The sequence below is a fragment of the Lewinella sp. IMCC34191 genome (genome assembly GCF_003390935.1).
Lineage (GTDB): Bacteria > Bacteroidota > Bacteroidia > Chitinophagales > Saprospiraceae > Neolewinella.
Map to the genome: position 1 here is coordinate 91,215 of NZ_QNQZ01000003.1, position 17,007 is coordinate 108,221.

A 17,007-nucleotide genomic window follows, 5' to 3' on the forward strand; every position below is an offset into this window, starting at 1 on the left:
TAGGGTAAGTTTTCTGCCGGTCATGGTATCCAATTTGGATCCGATGGCCGGGTTTTCCGTGTCTCTCATAGTAACGAAAGTGTTGTCCCAAACCCTAAACCTGCTACGCGTATGCGTAAGCCTAAGCTTTCTATTGTTCCCTCTGTTGCTTTCCGCCCAGGAAATTTGCGACAACGGGATCGATGACGATGCCGACGGGCTCATTGACCTCAATGACCGGGCCGACTGCACCTGCCAGATTGAATCCCAAACGCCATCCCTGCTACCCAATCCCTCGCTGGAAGAATTTTCCGCCGATCAGCCCGGCTGCAAATCTTCCCAGCCCGGAGGATTACCCGATGGAACCAACCAGGCAAACTGCCTCGTGGGTTGGCAGCGCGCCAGCCTGGGTACGACCGATGCCTGGAACGCCTTCACCCTCGCCGGCTCCGAACCGGATTACCCCAGTGAATTACCGCTTCCACTTCCCAGCGGATCCGGAGTGGCCGGTTTCTGGGTAGGCATCAAGGACACCGACGGCATCCAGTTCGCCAACGGCGACGGATCTTATGTCACCCGCTACCGGGAGTACCTTGCCGCCTGCTTTGAAGAGGGAAAAGGGATCGAAGCCGGCGAGGATTATCAACTTACTTTCTCCCTCGGCTTTATGGAGCCCCAAACCTATAACAACCGCGGAAAGCTGGTCGATTTGGACTCTCCCTCCGGCGTCGAACTCAGCATCTATGGCATCCGGGAATGCGGCCAACTTGACTTCGGAAACTACCAAAACTGCCCCGAAGAGGCCGGGGCCGAAGGGTACGAACTCCTGGCCAACATCACCGTCGAAGGAAGTGGCGGCACCTGGACCGAGTCCACTGTAAATTTCACCGCGTCAAACGATTACGCCGCCTTCGCCATTGGCGGATCCTGCGGTTCTGACCTGAAGCGGGAAGACAGTAAGTATTACCGGAACTACTATTTCATCGACAACCTGATCCTCAACCGGACGTCGCTGTTCCAGGCCCCCGCGGCGGGTCCCATCCGCGTAGAGGGCGAAAGCATATGCGACGATGAGATTGTCCTGACCGGTCACTACGACTCCGAGGCTGCCTACCAGTGGTACCGCGACGGCATCGCCATCACGGGAGCCAATCAATACACGCTCACCCTGAACGAGCAGACCGGCAAGGAAGGCAACTACCAATTACGGGCCATCTACCCACGTGGGTGCTCCACCTCGGAGCCGGTACGGATTCAGCGCCCCGTCATTCCGGAGCAATTCCCTGATTCCGTCGCCCTGTGCGCGGATAATGCAAAGGTCCGCCTCTACGCTACCCAGGTGATCGGGGCCCAGTATGCCTGGTCGGACGGTACCAGCAAGAGTTCCGTGACCATCACCGAACCGGGAACCTATTCCGTTACCGTCACCGTCAACTGTCAGGAACGCGTAGAGGAGATTACCGCGGTTGAGGACGCTGCTTTCTCCTATCGCTACCGCCTGTCGCCGGAGAAGCCCTGTATGGGCGATACGGTCGAAATCACCGTCGAGTCGGATTGGTACACCGACGGAGTGATGTACATCCCGGATAACGGTGGCTTTTTCTACCAGGGCAGCAGCGAGCCACTCCGCGTTATCGCCGGTGAAACATCGTCTCTGAATGCCATGCTGTTTACCCCCTGCAATATGTACGCCGATATCATTACGATTCCCGCCTACGAACCCTTCACCGCGGAAGCAGCTATCACGGACGTGAACTGCCAGGGAGCAGAAGGGAGCATCGCCCTGAGTATTACCGGAGGTTCGCCCACCTCTTTTGACTGGTCGAACTCGGCGCAAAAGTCGTTCGAGGGCCATACGAGTGAAATCGCCGTTCAACGTGCCGGACACTACTCCGTAACCGTATACGGCGAAGACCGGTGTGAGACCCAGTTTGATTATAAGGTCGGCGATCGAAAGTTCGCGCTGGATCTCATTCCCACCGACGTGAGCTGTGGAGATGACGGCAAGGTAAGTGCCTTCCCTTCCGGGGGCACACCACCCTACCGGATCGAATGGCGTACGGCGGCCGATAATCCGCCCCTCACCGCCTCGTCAACCGAACTGAATAACCTCTCCAAAGGAACCTACTTCACTAAAGTCACGGATGCCGGCGATTGCTTCACCGAGGCGAGCTTCACCATCGACGGCCCCGAACCCATGTCCGTCACCACCACCGAAAACGTCTCCGGATGTTTTCCAGATCACGCCGGCCAGATTGAAGTAGCCGTGCAGGGGGGTACCGGACCCTTCACTTACCATTTGCTCGGCACCGCCGAACAGTCCTCACCCCTCTTCAGCGGGCTGACCGGGGAAAACTACCAACTGGAAGTACGGGATGCGTTGGACTGCCACACCGAGACAATCCCGGTTACCCTCTCCTACCCTGATCCCGTTACGCTCGACCTCGGTGAGGACCTACTGCTTGACCTGGGCGAAACCATCACGCTGCAAGCCGAGACTAATGAAGTCCTGGTTGGGGACGTTTCGGTAGACTGGTCCTTTACGGCCGGTGGCATTCTCCCGGATGGCGATTTCTTCAATTTGATCGCTACGCTAACCCCCGAAAGGTCGGGTACGGTGACCGCATCGCTGCTTACTCCGGATGGCTGTACGTATACCGATGACGTATTCCTAACGGTGCAGAACACCGTTAACATTTATGTCCCGACGGCATTCAGCCCCAATGGCGACGGCGTGAACGACGTGCTGACCGTTTATTCCAACGTGGGGGTTACCCGGATCGAGAACTTTCAGGTTTTCGATCGCTGGGGCGGCCAGGTATTCACAACGGAAGCCCGCGAAGTAGTATGGGATGGCACGCGTGGCGGAGATCCCCTCGATCCGGGCTCTTATCTGTACTCGGGGGTCGCCCGGCTGCGCAATGGCCAGACGAAGACGATTCGCGGATCCGTCCTGTTGATGCGCTGATCGGGGACCTCCATAAAATAGTTGGGCCACGGCGCGAAAATGTTAAACCGCCGCGAACATCGGGTTAAAGTGTGTGTTTATTGTGCGTAAGTAGAAGATATATTTATCTTTACTTCGCTTTACGACACTATTGAATTAAACACACACACGTGACAACCGCCCAGCTTGTCCTCCTCATGAGGACGTGGGCGTTGCTACTAACCTTCTTATTAGTTGGTTACCCTTTATTTTCCCAAGAGAACTGCGCTAATGGTATCGACGACGATGCTGATGGTTTGGTTGACTTGAACGATAAAGCGGACTGTAGCTGCGCTCTTCCATCGACTTTAACATCCCTGCTGCCTAATCCCTCGCTAGAGGAATTCAACGACCGGCAGATTGGCTGTACCTCCGAGCAACCCGGCGGACGCCCCGACGCCGTCAACCAGGCAAACTGCCTGACCGGTTGGCAGCGGGTATCCATGGGTACTACCGACAGCTGGAATGCCTTCACCTTTACCGGTGCGGGCCCCTATTTTCCCTCCAAACTCCCCCTACCGCTACCCAGTGGTACCGGCGTGGCGGGCTTTTGGGTGGGCGTCCGGGATACGCCAAATAGCCAGTTTCTCAACGGAGACGGTTCCGTTGCCGAACGGTACCGCGAATACCTGGCCGCGAATTTCATCAACGGACAGCGCCTGGTAGCGGGATCAGCCTACCGTCTGGCCTTTTCGCTGGGCTTCATGGAGCCGCAAATCGCTTCCGAAGAGGGAGTGGAGGTGAGCGTGGCTTCTCCGGATGCCATCGAACTCAGCGTTTACGGCATTCGCGAAGCCCACCAGCTTAACTTCGGCCCCTACTACGATTGCCCGGAAACCGCCGGCGCCGAAGGCTACGAACTGATCGGGAACATCACCGTCTCCGGCCGGCCCGGTAGCTGGACCGGCGCCCAACTCGACTTCGTACCCACCGAGGCTTACGCCGGCTTCGCGATCGGAGGGTCCTGCGCGCCCGACCACGGTCGGCCCGACAACGGCAACTACCGAAACTACTACTTCATCGACGATCTGATTCTCAACAAGACCTCGGCCTTCGAGGACTTCGCCGCCGGCTCGGTGAGCGTCGATGGCCTTACGGTGTGTGACGAGCAAATCGTGCTTACGGGACAGGATCACCCCGGTGCTACCTACCAGTGGTACCGCAATGGCGTCGCCCTGCCGGAAGCAAAATCTCCCGTACTGACGCTTCGGGGCGGGCCCGCCGTAGACGGCAGCTACGTGCTGCGCGTGACTACTCCCGCGGGGTGCGCGCTTACGGAAGCCGTACACATTCAGCGCCCGGTCATCACCAACCATTTCGTCGATACCATCGCGCTGTGCAACGATTTGGAGGAAGCGCGCATCAGTGCCCGTCGCTTTACCGGTGCCACGTACCGCTGGGCCAACGGCAGCACCGAATCTCACCTCACGGTTACGGAACCGGGAACGTACTCGGTCACCGTCAACGAGCTTTGCGTCGAGCACGTCGAAAAGATCGTCGTGATGGAAAACGCACCGTTTACTTACAGCCTGACCGCAAAACCGGAGCTTCCCTGCGTAGGCGACACGATCACGATCGAATTTCAAACGCCCGTACCAAACACTCGCTTTTACCTCCGTTCGCTGGCGACCGGAAAGAACCTGAATCCGCAGGGGGGAAAGCTCCGGGTCATCGCCGGAGAGGAAGATGCCCTGTTAGCCTTCATGAGTACCGATTGCGGTACGCAGATCGATACCATCTTTTTACCCGTTTCCGAGGCCTTTCAAATTGAGGATGTATTTATCCAGGACATCTACTGCAACGGTGGGGACGGCCGCATCGAAGTAACCGTCGATCGCCCCGATCAGGTCATGTATGAGTGGCGCAACGCATCCGGTGAGCTTGTTGGTGACGATGCCCCCGTCCTCGACGTCGACCTCCCGGGTACGTATTCCCTCACGCTAATGGACGGTGTACGCTGTCCGATGACGGAGACCTATACCGTCCGCAACCAAAATTCCTTCACGGCCGATATCGCCGTCGAACCGGCCGACTGTTCCGGCGGGGGCACCATCGCCATCAACGCCCTCACGGGGAAGTATCCCTACACCGTCAAGTGGTTCAAGGATGGCAAACCGGACAACGAGGAAGGAAACCCCTCCACCCGTCGCAACCTCCCGGCCGGCAACTACGCGCTCCTGATCACGGATGCGGCGGGCTGTACCATAGAGCGCCAGGTACCGATCGGTGGTACGCCTCCGCTGACGGCTGCCGTCGTTTCCGGCTTCGACGACTGCGGGGATGGTACGACGGGCTTTATCACTGTCAGCGGCGAGGGCGGCACCCCACCCTATTCCTACTTCCTCTCCACGGGGCAGGAACAGGTATCGCCCCGCTTTGAAGGACTGAGCAGCGGTACGTACGACGCCTGGATCGAGGATGCCAACGGCTGTGCCTCGCAAATCGAAACGATCGTTCTGGACGAGCCGTCTCTTCCCTCCATCGACCTGGGGCCCGACCGGTATATCAACCTCGGCGATTCGGTCCGGTTGGACGGCGCCGAAGAGGAATTGGCCGGAGGAACGGGAGCGATCTCCTGGACGCCCGCCGGATCGCTGAGCTGTTCCGATTGTACCGCGCCCTTCGCCGCTCCCTTCACCAATACCGCTTATACCGTTTCCTACGTGACCCCCGAGATGTGTACGGTCACCGATAGCGTATTCGTTCTCGTAGACCGCAGCCCGCGTATTTACGTACCAAACGCCTTCAGTCCGAATGACGACGGTAACAACGATGTATTCCGCATTTTCATCCCGGACCGCGTAGCGACCCTGACCGAATTCATGATCTTCGATCGCTGGGGGGAGCTGATCTGGGAAAAGGACAATCGGCGCGATGGTGCCTGGGACGGTACCTTCCGCGGTAAACCGCTCTCCGTGGGCGTATACGTCTACGCGGCCAAGGTGCGCCTGGCCGACGATACGATCTTACCGCTGAAAGGATCGGTTACCCTCGTGCGGTAGCCGACAGGCCGGCGCGCAAACCCTCGAGCTCGGCCAAACCCCGCATGCGTCCGTACAGACTGTATCCCGGGTAGGTTTCCCGCTTGCGGTCGTCGAAGAGCGTGAAGCCGTGGTCCGGGCGGTAGGGTACGTCGACCTTGGCCTTCAGCAGTTCGCCCATGACATCTGCCATGTTGACGTCTCCCTGCAGGTGACCGCTCTCCCGGAAGCTCTCGTGCGGCGCACGCGCCACGTTGCGCAGGTGCACGAAGTGGATGCGGTCGAGGAACTCCCTGGCCATGCCCGGTAAGTCGTTATCCGCACGCGACCCCAGGGAACCCGTACACAGACAGATGCCGCTGGCTTGGTCATCGACCATCGCCAGAATGTCCTTGAGATCGTCACGCGTCGATACGATGCGGGGCAGCCCTACCACCGGCCAGGGCGGATCGTCGGGGTGAACCGTCAGTTTGATACCCTCCTTGGCGGCGGTCGGTACGATCGCTTCGAGGAAACGCTGCAGGTTTTCCTTGAACTCCACCGAACTGATGTGGCGGTAGGGTTCGATAGCTTGCTTGAAGGTGGCCAGTTCGAAACTCTCCTCCGATCCCGGTAGCCCCTTGAGCATATTGTCGGTCACTTCCTGCTTATCGGCTTCGCTCATATCCTCGAAGTGGTCGGTAGCGAGCTCTACCAGTTCGGCGGGGTAATCCTCCGCCGCGTGCGGCCGGTTGAGGATGAATAGATCGAACGCCAGCAGGTCGAGTCCGCGCAGGGCCACCGTAGTTCCCCCGGGCACCGGCACCGCCAGGCGGGTCCGCGTCCAGTCGAGGACCGGCATAAAGTTGTAGCACACCGTCGTGATACCCTCCGCGGCCAGATTTTGCAGCGATTGCCGGTAGTTCTCCAGTAGCTTCGGCGCCGCCTCGGAGTTCTGCTTGATGCCCTCGTGTACCGGTACGCTCTCCACGACCGACCAGGGCATCTCCTTCAGTTCTTTCTTCCGCTGCCGAATCTCCTCCCGGCTCCATACCGCCCCGTTTTCTATATGGTGAAGGGCGGTCACCACCCCGCGAATGTCGAGGGCGGAAACTTCGTCAATGGTAATGGGATCTTTCGGGCCGTACCAGCGCCAGGTAGGATACATAGGATTTCGATTTTCGGTCGCCAAAGTACGACTTCCGATTTATCCACTCCCTACCCTTGTTTCACTCCCGCTTCCTCCGATCTTCATCCCCCCGGTTTTGGATAATCCTCTACCCGTCCTCTTCCAAGCACCCGTCGGCGGACGAGCTACCGCTCGGCAGACGACGGCTACTAGCGCAGCGAGCATCCCCCTGCGGCAGCCCAAATCGTAAATCGTAAATCGTAAATCAGCTATCGTAAATCTCCATTCACTCCCCCACCCGTCGGCGGACGAGCTACCGCTCGGCAGACGACGGGTCGCGACGACGGCTACCCCTGATGCTGAATGGCCACTTCCTGGCCGGACTCCGCACTTTCGATGATGGCCCGGATCACGGCGATGTCCTTAAGTCCCAGCTCTCCGGGGGCAATGAATTCGGTATCGTTCATGATCGCGAGTGCGTCGTCGTCCATCTGGATGGATTGCTGATTCGGTACCGGAGGGCCCAATATTTTACCGTCGCTGGTCTCGCCCTTGACGCCGGTGTAGGGTTGCATCGGATCGATTTCGTACCAGCCTTCTTCGGCCTCGATGTGCAGTTCGTTGTAGTTGGTGACCACGCTCGTTTTGCCTTCGGCGGTGATGCCGCCGGGATAACGGAGGGTGTACTCGGTGGTGAGGTCGACGGCGTTGTCGTGGTCCTGCCGGGTCTGGGTGGCCTTTACCACGGCTTCGGGGGCCATCTGGGTACCGTAGCGCAGCCCATTGACGGAGTAGACGCCCATATCGTACAGCGCCCCGCCGCCCATATCGCGTTGTCCGCGCCAGTAGTCCGTGGCGGGAGGCGAGCCGCCGTAGCCGGCGTAGGCATGCGCTCCGGTCACGGCACCGTAGGCATTTTCTTTGGTCAGTTGGATCAGGTCGCGGGTATTGGGCTCGTGCATCATGCGGTAGCCGATGGCCAGGCGCACCCCGTTTTCGTTGCAGGCGTCGATCATTTCCTGGCATTCCGCCACGTCCATGGCCATGGGCTTCTCGCACCATACGTGCTTGCCGGTACTGGCGGCGCGCACGGCGAAATCGCGGTGGGTAGCCGTCGGCGTGATCACGTAGATGACGTCGATCTCGTCGTTGTCGGCGATCTCGTCCATCGTATCGTAGGTGTAGCTGTTTTCTTCCTTGATGCCGTGCTTGCTCTGCCACTCGGGCAGCTTTTCGGGGCTACCGGTAATGAGCCCCCGCAGTTCGCAGTGTTCGGTCAACTTGAGGGCGGGGGCAATCTGCCCGGAGGCATAGCCGCCCAGCCCCAGGATGGCGATGCCCAGTTTCCGATCTTCATTTGGGCGGCGGGGCGCAGGATTAGCGCTTTCACTGGCAGCCGGGCTGTTTCCGGACGAGCAGCCAATCAAACCCGGCACGAATAAGAAGCCCGTCGCGGCGGCGGACTGGCGCAGGAATCGGCGGCGGGTGGAAATGGATTTTTTGGAAGACATGGGCAAGCGGGTTAATGATGGTCGTTTTGGTAATACGCAATCCGGCTTCTTGTTCATCTTTTTACCTGCGCTCCGCCGCCCAAACACTTCCGCCGTTGAATCGTATAGCCTACACGGTACGGTAGCACACCTGGCCCGAAAATCGTAAATCACGCCTTCCCCTCCGTCGGCGGACGAGCTACCGCTCGGCAGACGACGGTAAATCGTAAATTCAACTCCTTCCATGCACCTAGACTTCATAGGCGATATCCACGGCCACGCCGACGAGCTGGAACGGCTGCTGCGGCGCCTGGATTACCGGCCCGACGGTGACGGCTATCGTCACCCCTCCCGGCAAGCCTTCTTTATCGGGGATTTCATCGACCGGGGGCCGGACAGTCCGAAGGTGCTGCGTATCGTCCGGGATATGGTCGAGCGCGGCGCGGCCCTGGCCGTGATGGGCAACCACGAGTATAACGCCATCCTGTACAATACTCCCCTGGCCGACGGGGAAGGCTACCTGCGGCCGCACTCCGAAAAGAACTGGCGGCAGCACGGCACGACCTTGGAGCAGTTCCGCGACCGGCAGCACGAATACGACGCCTACATCCGGTGGTTCCGTACGCTCCCCCTCTACTACGAAGGAGAGAACTTCCGGGCCGTCCACGCCTGCTGGAATCCCCTGAGCATCGGCCTGCTCCGCGAAGAACTGACCGACGACCGCCTGCCCGACCCCGTTCCGCAGGAGCTACAGGCGCTGGAAACACCCCTGGCGCGCGCCATCGACCGAGTCCTGAAGGGCCCCGAATTCGACCTGCCCGAAGGAAAGTACTTCCTCGACAAGGACGGCAATCCGCGCGGCGCCCTGCGGCATAAATGGTGGAAGGATCCGCGCGGCGCCACCTACGGCGAACTCAGCGTACACGGCACCGACCCGGAACTGGAAAGCCTACTTTATACCGGCGAGAATACCGACTACTACGGGGTGACCGAGAAGCACGTTTTCTTCGGCCACTACTGGCTGCGGGGAACGCCGCTCCTCTTCCGCCACAATGTTTGCTGCCTCGACTACAGCGTGGCCCGTGACGGGCAGCTCGTGGCCTACCGATTTGACGGGGAGAAGGAGCTTACGGTGGATAAGATCGTGGCGGTGTAGGGGTTAGGATTTACGATTTCTGATTTACGATCTACGATTTTACGCTACCGCAGGGGGATGCTTACCATAACTACCCGTCGGCGGACTAACTATCGCTCGGCAGACGACGGGTAATTGTGGCGGGCCCTTCCCTACTTCCCGCGGTTCCGTAGCCATAGGGCCAGGCCCAGGCATACGACGATGAGGACCAGGTTAAAATACCAAGGCATCGCACCACCGAAGACGCCGTACTTGAGGCCGAAGTAACTGGCGAAGTAAACGGCCGTCATCAGTAGAAACAGGCCGGGGCTGGGCTTATCGTTTTCAATCGGTTCCATCCGGGGCGTCTTTTTTTAGTTGCGTCCGCCGGTACTGCCACAGCGCGATCTCGGCCAGTATGACGGCGGCGATAAGAATGAACCACTGGTTGCGGGCCATATCATTGCCAAAGATCAGATACTTCGTCACAAAGTAAACCAGGACGGGAATCCACGCTAGGGCGGCATGAAACTTCGCTTTATTTTCGGGGCTCCGGGCCATAGGAGGCAAAATAAAGAGACCCGGGCAAAATGCCCGGGTCCTTGTTATACGACTGTGTTGTCCACAGCGTCTCTCATGAAAAATAAACCTAATCTTGAACTTAACTTTGGGTAAAAGTTAAATCTACCGCTAAGATACGGCATTTCGTTGTTATGATATTTGGCAATTTATGCTGTTCCAGATATATAGCATTATCGAATATCAATACGCGGGTCCATCTACCGGCGCACCATAAATACGCCCCTCCTTTTGAAATAGTTCGTGGCTTAGTATTTTTCTTACTTTTTTAACACATTTTCTGTTTTAGGCGTCAAAAAATGTTTTGCCCGGCGCGCAATCGCTCCCTGTACTGCCTGATTTGGGTCTTTAAGTACCCGAAATAGTGGGCGGCGTATTTTCCCGATTCCGCGTGCAGGGCGTTACCGTGTTCCACCAGGTTATCAAACCACTGCTGTACTTCCCGGCAAAGTTCGGCATTGGAGGTAGCTACGTAGTTGGGCGTAACGAGGGTGGTGAAGAGAAAGGGGCGGATGTCAGACTTCACTAATACCACGTTGCTGGTATTGGAAAGCTCGTTGTGGTAGACGCGAAAATCCGAGCTGCTTTCCGTTGGCTGCTGCCCGATGGGAAACCGTTTACCGGTACGGACCATTTGCTCCAGATGATCGACAATAAGGAAGAGTTCCTCAAAGATTTGCTCGACGTGTTCGGAACGCTCGAATTTCCCGATCTGCGCCATATAATTTAGCTGACGCAGGGTTACGTCGAGTACGCCGACCGACCAGAGTTCCCGGGCCGCCACGCTATAGTGCTGCCGGATGGTTTCTTCTACTATGAGATGCAGCTCGTCGTCAATCAGCGACGGGGAAAAACGCAGCCCCTTCCACTTTTCCAGGTTCCAGGTCGTCAGGCCGAACATGAAGATCTTGAAGCTCCGCAGCATCGGCAGGGAAAGCTCGTAGTACATCGGCAACTCCGGGGAGGCAAAATCGAAACTCGCGCCGGGCAACTGTTGGAGGACTTCCCACCGGCGGTGTAGCTGCAGGAAATGATCGAACTCGTTCCGGATGGGGTAACGATCGTCGGGGTAGCGAAGGGAAGGGACGTCTTTCTCCCGTTCCATGCCCACCTTTAGCTGGTAGGTTTCGGCGAGCAACATCATTTCATCGGCCGTCAGGGCCGTATCACCGCGCAAACGCCGGTACACCGCGTCCTTTCCAACGTGCAACACCCCCGCCACTTTCTGCACCAATTCGCTGCGGGAGGGAAACCGCTGGCTCAGCCGGTCAAAAAAAATCTGCTGGTAGCTGCCTGTCTGTTTGTTCATAGCCTACGCTTATCCAGCACCGGGCCGAAACCCTTGTCGGTACTTGAATCATCAACTAAACGCAAGCTACCCGCCCGATGCTCACTCACCGCCAGAAGGAGCGGAAGAGAATGCTTTATCTTTTTGTTTTGTTGTTTTTATAAAACAAATAATTTGTTTTAAAGTTATCCATCGTGTTACTTTGCTCCTGAGAGCTTACCGTAGCGAACCGCAGGACCGGGCGGTTACTATCCGTCCGGAGATTGAATGTAAGGGGCCTTTTGCCCCGCTTTGTTTTAACGAATACTCACAGAAACATGTACCCAACTTCCCTGTCGGGAGGTGAAGCCCTTTTGGCCTTCCCCTACCCGACCCTGCCGTCCCGTACCCCTTACCCAGCGATGTCGCGCCGCGCGCGTTCGACCGTGCCGCGTGACATGCACCGGTACGCAGGGTGGATCCCGTGGTGAAAAGCGAAGCCGGCCGTACGAAACGTGCGGCAGCCCAATCGTAGATCGTAAATCAGAAATCGTAGATCCCCCCCAGCTCCGTGCATCTCAACTGCCACACCTCCTTCAGCCTCCGTTACGGAGTGCTTCCACCACGCCGCCTCGTCGAAAAGGCCGCCGCCTGGGGCGTGGGGTGCCTGGCACTGACCGACAACAACAATACCAGTTGTACGGTGGAATTCGTCAATGCCTGCCACGAATTCGGCATCAAACCGATCCTGGGGATCTGCTTCCGGAGTGAAGACGATCAGTGGCTCTATACCGGCCTGGCCCGCAACGCCGAGGGCTGGCACAACCTCTGCCGCTTCCTCAGCGATCACTCCCTCGACGACCGTCCGCTGCCCACCGTGCCGCCGCGAATGGAGCACGTCTGGATCGTCTACCCCCGACTTTGCAAGCCGATCCGCGACTTCCGCGACAACGAACTGCTCGGCATCCGCCCCCAGCACGTCAACCGCCTGTTCAGTCACGAGCTGCGCCACCACCAGAATAAACTAATCGTACTGGCCCCGGTAGTCGCCATCACCGAGGAAGACTACGACCTGCACCGCACGTTGCGGGCCATCGACCGGAATACCGTCCACACCAAGCTCACCCCCCGCGACCTGGCCAAGCGCGGCGACCGCCTCCTGCCCCCGGATACCCTGGAGCAGTTCTACCGCCCCTACCCCGCCATCGTCCGCAATACGCAGCGCATCATCGACTCCTGCTCCGCCGAACTGGAGACGGGGCTGCACATCAACCGGCAGACCTTTACCGGCTCCGAACCCGGCGACTACCAGCTGCTGGAGAAACTGGCCCTGGCCGGCGTGGCCCGCCGCTACCCCGCCGGCCCCCGCTTCCAGAAGGCCCGTCTGCGTACCGAGCGCGAGCTGGCCGTGATCCGCAAGCAGCAATTTTGCCCCTACTTCCTGATCACCTACGACATCGTCCGCTACGCCCGCATGGCCGGTTACCAGCACGTGGGGCGGGGCTCGGGCGCCAACTCCATCGTGGCCTACAACATCGGCATCAGCGACGTCGACCCCCTGGAACTGGACCTCTACTTCGAGCGCTTCATCAATCCCTACCGGGCCAGTCCGCCCGACTTCGATATCGACTTCAGCTGGGACGAGCGCGACGACGTTACCGATTACGTCTTCAAGCGTTACGGCCGCGAGTACACGGCCCTGCTGGCCACCTACTCCACCTTTCAGGGCCGCGCCGCCCTGCGGGAAGTGGCCAAGGTGCACGGCCTGCCCAAAGAGGAGATCGACCAGCTGGTGCGCGACCCCCATGGCCGTGCCGACGAGGACCCGAAGGCCCGTACCGTAGTCGACATCGCCCGCCGGCTGGTGGGTTTGCCGAATCACCTCAGCATCCACGCCGGCGGTATCCTGATTACCGAGAAACCGATCTACTACCATACCGCCCAGCGCCTCATGCCCAAGGGCTTTCCGGTAGCCCACTGCGATATGTACCACGCCGAGGATATGGGGCTGCATAAATACGACGTCCTGAGCCAGCGGGGCCTGGGCCACCTGCGCTCCGCCGCCGACCTCGTACGTCGCAACCACGGTAAGACCGTGGACCTGCAGGCCCTGGATACCATCAAGAGCGACCCCCGGGTGCGGGCCATGCTCAAGGGCGGACGGGCACTGGGCTGCTTCTACATCGAGTCGCCGGCCATGCGCGGTCTGCTTACCAAACTGGGCTGCGACAATTACGTCCACCTCGTGGCCGCCTCCAGCATCATTCGCCCCGGCGTGGCGAAGTCGGGGATGATGAAGGAATACATCCGCCGCTACCACCACCGACACAGCTTCGAGTACATCGACCCCGTTTTCGAGGAGCACCTGGGGGAGACCTTCGGCATCATGGTGTATCAGGAGGACGTGATGAAGATCGTCCACCACTTCGCCGGCCTGGACCTGGACGAGAGCGACGTGCTGCGGCGCATCATGTCGGGGAAGAAGCACAACGGCGACACCTTCGAGGTGCTGCGGCAGAAGTTTTTCGTCGGAGCGCAGGAAAAGGGCCATTCCCCGGAGACCGCCGCGGAAGTCTGGCGGCAGGTGGAGAGCTTTTCGGGCTATTCCTTCTGTAAGGCGCACTCGGCGAGCTTCGCGGTGGAAAGCTTCCAGAGCCTGTACCTGAAAGCCTACTACCCCGTGGAATTCATCGTGGGCGTGATCAACAACTTCGGGGGCTTTTACAAGACCGAATTCTACGTCCACGAGGCACGCATGGAGGGCGCCGATATCCACGCCCCCTGCATCAACCGCAGCATCTACCTGACCGACCTGCAGGGCAACGACCTTTACCTCGGCTTCATCCACGTCAAGGGGGCGTCGGAGCAACTCGTCCACCGACTGCTCATCGAGCGCGGCCAGCACGGCCCCTTCCGGGATCTCACCGATTTCTGTGCCCGCGTCGACGTGGAGAGCAGCCAGCTGGAACTGCTGATCCGCATCGGTGCCTTCCGCTTTACCGGTAAGCGCAAGTCGGAACTGCTGTGGGAGAAGAACGCCGTTTTCAATCCGCGGCTGAAGAAGGAGTCCTCCCTCGACCTCTTCGCCCGCATGGTGCCCGACCACGACTTCCACCTCGACGAGACGCCCAACCAGCGCCCGGGCCACCGCCTCAGTTCCCGGCAGTTCGACCAGGCCTTCGACGAACTGGAGCTGCTGGGATTCCCGCTGTGCTCGCCGTTCTGGCTGGTGGAGACGCCGGACCCCGTCTGCCGACCGAGGAATGAGGCTCGACCGGCAAATCCTAGCTCCTGGGATCTGCACCTTACCTGCGCTCCGACGCAAAAAAGAGACGTCCACCCCCTGGCGCACGTACGGAGTAACGACCGGACGGAACTGCTGGGCTACTTCGTCTGCGACAAGGTGGTCCCCACCGTCAAGGGCGAGCGGATGAGCTTCGGCTGCTGGCTCGACGAGTACGGCCGCTACTTCGACAGCGTCCACTTCCCGGATGCCTACCTGCGCTTCCCCTTCCGCGGCGCCGGCGTCTACCAGCTTTCGGGCAAGGTGACCCGCGAGTTCGACTTCCCCTGCATCGAAGTGGACCGCATGGAACGCCTGCCCTACCTGCGCGACCTCCGCTTCACCGACGACCGGGGCTCGCCCGCGGAAGCTCCGCCACCCACCCGCCGGGAGAGTTTGATTCCTAAAGTGCCGAAGTAAGCAACCAGTAACCAGCAACCAGCCACCAGCAACCAGCACCTAGCAACCAGCCACCAGCCCCCACCATGTACCAACGAGCCATCCTCCACCTAGACATGGACGCCTTCTTCGCCTCCGTGGAAATCAAGAAAAACGCGGCCCTGGCCGGCATTCCGCTGATCGTGGGCGGTACCGGGGGGCGCGGCGTGGTGACCTCCTGCAGCTACGAGGCGCGGCGCTTCGGCATTCACGCGGGCATGCCCATGGCGATCGCGCTGCGTAGGTGTCCGGACGCGCGGACCGTGCGGGGTGACTACGAGGATTACGAAAAGCACTCGGGGATGGTGACGGAAATCATCGCCGAGGAGGGGCCGGTATTCGAGAAGGCCTCGATCGATGAGTTCTACGTCGACATGACGGGCATGGACCGCCACGTGGGCTGCGTGAAGTGGAGCGGGGAGCTGCGGCAGCGCATCATCCGGGAAACGGGCCTGCCGATCTCGGCCGGGTTGGCGGTGAACAAGTTGGTATCGAAGGTGCGCGCCGGCGAGGCTAAGCCCAACGGATCCGGCTGGGTGGCCGAGGGGGCCGAGCGGGCCTTCCTCTCGCCCCTCCCCGTCCGCAAGATCCCGAGCATCGGCTCCGTGACGGCCCGGAAGATGAGCCTGATGGGCATCCGCAAGGCGGGGACTCTGAGCCAGGTACCGGTATCGCTGCTGGAGCGGGAATTCGGCAGCATGGGCCGGGAGTACCACCGTCGGGCCAACGGCATCGATCACCGGCAGGTGGTGCCGTATACGGAGCGGAAGTCTTTCTCCTCCGAGTCCACCTTCCAGACGGACACGATCGACATGGAGTTCCTGCTGCGCAAGCTCCGCCACCAGACGGCCCAGCTGGCCTTCGATCTGCGCAAGGCCGGCCGCCTCACCGCCCGCGTGACGGTCAAGATCCGCTATACCGACTTCAACACCTATACCCGCGCCCGTCGCATCAACTACACCGCCCACGACCAGCAACTCGTCCCGCTGGCGGAAACCCTCTTCCGGGAGTTATTTACCCGCCGGCAGTGCATCCGCCTCATCGGCGTCCGCTTCGACCTGCTGGCCAGCGGCCACACCCAGCTCGATCTCTTCAACGATACCGAGGAAAACAGCCGCCTGCTGCTGGCCCTGGACAAGGTGCGGGGGCGGTTTGGGAAGGCGGCGGTGGCGGTGGGGGGGTAGGGATTTACGATTTACGATTCTTGATTTACGATATACGATTTGGCTGCCGCAGGGGGGGTGCTCGCTTCGCTCGTTTTGGGCGGCTGCGCCGCCTCGGGTTTTTAAACACAGATCACGCAGATTTTGGCACGGATAGCCACGGATTTTCGGGGTATCAAAGGCATATCAAATCGCCCCGTGAGGAACGGCCCTGGAAGGGACGTCTACCCCAAGCGAGGTCTGGCCGAGCGACAGCGAGGAGAGGGCCTCGCGAAAGTTCGGTCGGCTACGCCGCCTCGATATTTAAAACACGGATGGCCACGGATTTTGGCACGGATAGCCACGGATTTTTCCCTGGCATCTCCGCGACGCTACGATAAGGGGCGGTGATGGAGAGCGCGGAAATGCAAGGCCGGCAACGAACGGCCCTGGAAGGGACGTCTGCCCCAAGCGAGGTCTGTCCGAGCGACAGCAAGGAGAGGGCCTCGCGAAAGTTCGGTCGGCTACGCCGCCTCGATATTTAAAACACGGACCACGCAGATTTTGGCACAAATAGCCACGGATTTTTCCCTGGCATCTCCGCGACGCTACGATAAGGGGCGGTGATGGAGAGCGCGGA

At 59.7% G+C, this 17,007-nt stretch carries 10 protein-coding genes; 5 read left to right on the forward strand and 5 right to left on the reverse strand.

The features are described 5' to 3' along the window. Positions 1-82: 82 nt before the first annotated feature. Positions 83-2,947, forward strand: coding sequence for a gliding motility-associated C-terminal domain-containing protein (locus tag DRW39_RS07650; protein WP_198664819.1), 2,865 nt, complete (start codon positions 83-85; stop codon positions 2,945-2,947). A 149-nt stretch (positions 2,948-3,096) separates the two neighbouring features. Next, positions 3,097-5,967 carry a gliding motility-associated C-terminal domain-containing protein gene (locus tag DRW39_RS07655; RefSeq protein WP_157975991.1) on the forward strand — a complete coding sequence of 957 codons (2,871 nt, stop codon included), beginning with the start codon at positions 3,097-3,099 and terminating at the stop codon, positions 5,965-5,967. Here DRW39_RS07655 and uxuA read toward each other — a convergent pair. After that, entirely contained in the window at positions 5,951-7,093 is a 1,143-nt protein-coding gene (gene uxuA, locus DRW39_RS07660) for a mannonate dehydratase (RefSeq protein WP_116106442.1), read from the reverse strand. The two genes, DRW39_RS07655 and uxuA, sit on opposite strands and share 17 nt — an antisense overlap. Positions 7,094-7,401: 308 nt before the next feature. Further along, a complete protein-coding gene (locus DRW39_RS07665) occupies positions 7,402-8,565 on the reverse strand; it encodes a Gfo/Idh/MocA family protein (protein ID WP_116106443.1) in 1,164 nt (387 codons plus the stop codon). 223 nt (positions 8,566-8,788) lie between these two features. On the opposite strand from DRW39_RS07665, the gene DRW39_RS07670 reads away from it, so the two are divergent. Beyond that, the gene (locus tag DRW39_RS07670; protein ID WP_116106444.1) at positions 8,789-9,700 is read left to right on the forward strand and encodes a metallophosphoesterase; all 912 of its coding nucleotides are present in this window, start codon (positions 8,789-8,791) and stop codon (positions 9,698-9,700) included. Between the two features lie 131 nt (positions 9,701-9,831). Here the strand turns inward: DRW39_RS07670 and DRW39_RS07675 are convergent, their stop codons facing one another. From DRW39_RS07675 to DRW39_RS07685, 3 genes are all read right to left on the reverse strand, one after another. Then, positions 9,832-10,017, reverse strand: coding sequence for a hypothetical protein (locus DRW39_RS07675; RefSeq protein WP_116106445.1), 186 nt, complete (start codon positions 10,015-10,017; stop codon positions 9,832-9,834). After that, the gene (locus DRW39_RS07680) at positions 10,004-10,219 is read right to left on the reverse strand and encodes a hypothetical protein (RefSeq protein WP_116106446.1); all 216 of its coding nucleotides are present in this window, start codon (positions 10,217-10,219) and stop codon (positions 10,004-10,006) included. Before DRW39_RS07680 ends, DRW39_RS07675 begins: the two co-directional genes overlap by 14 nt. A gap of 310 nt (positions 10,220-10,529) precedes the next feature. Beyond that, positions 10,530-11,546, reverse strand: coding sequence for a hypothetical protein (locus tag DRW39_RS07685; protein ID WP_116106447.1), 1,017 nt, complete (start codon positions 11,544-11,546; stop codon positions 10,530-10,532). Between the two features lie 529 nt (positions 11,547-12,075). Between DRW39_RS07685 and DRW39_RS07690 the strand changes: the two genes are divergently transcribed. Both DRW39_RS07690 and dinB read left to right on the forward strand, forming a co-directional pair. Then, positions 12,076-15,207: a DNA polymerase III subunit alpha gene (locus DRW39_RS07690; RefSeq protein WP_116106448.1), complete on the forward strand. Its 3,132-nt coding sequence runs from the start codon at positions 12,076-12,078 to the stop codon at positions 15,205-15,207. A 65-nt stretch (positions 15,208-15,272) separates the two neighbouring features. Continuing rightward, positions 15,273-16,409, forward strand: a complete 1,137-nt coding sequence (gene dinB, locus DRW39_RS07695; protein WP_116106449.1) for a DNA polymerase IV — start codon at positions 15,273-15,275, stop codon at positions 16,407-16,409. Positions 16,410-17,007 lie beyond the last annotated feature (598 nt).

Coding starts and splice junctions, on each gene's coding strand:
- DRW39_RS07670 (WP_116106444.1), top strand. CDS start 8,789: ATGCACCTAGACTTCATAGGCGATATCCACGGCCACGCCGACGAGCTG.
- DRW39_RS07665 (WP_116106443.1), bottom strand. CDS start 8,565: ATGTCTTCCAAAAAATCCATTTCCACCCGCCGCCGATTCCTGCGCCAG.
- DRW39_RS07680 (WP_116106446.1), bottom strand. CDS start 10,219: ATGGCCCGGAGCCCCGAAAATAAAGCGAAGTTTCATGCCGCCCTAGCG.
- uxuA (WP_116106442.1), bottom strand. CDS start 7,093: ATGTATCCTACCTGGCGCTGGTACGGCCCGAAAGATCCCATTACCATT.
- dinB (WP_116106449.1), top strand. CDS start 15,273: ATGTACCAACGAGCCATCCTCCACCTAGACATGGACGCCTTCTTCGCC.
- DRW39_RS07685 (WP_116106447.1), bottom strand. CDS start 11,546: ATGAACAAACAGACAGGCAGCTACCAGCAGATTTTTTTTGACCGGCTG.
- DRW39_RS07675 (WP_116106445.1), bottom strand. CDS start 10,017: ATGGAACCGATTGAAAACGATAAGCCCAGCCCCGGCCTGTTTCTACTG.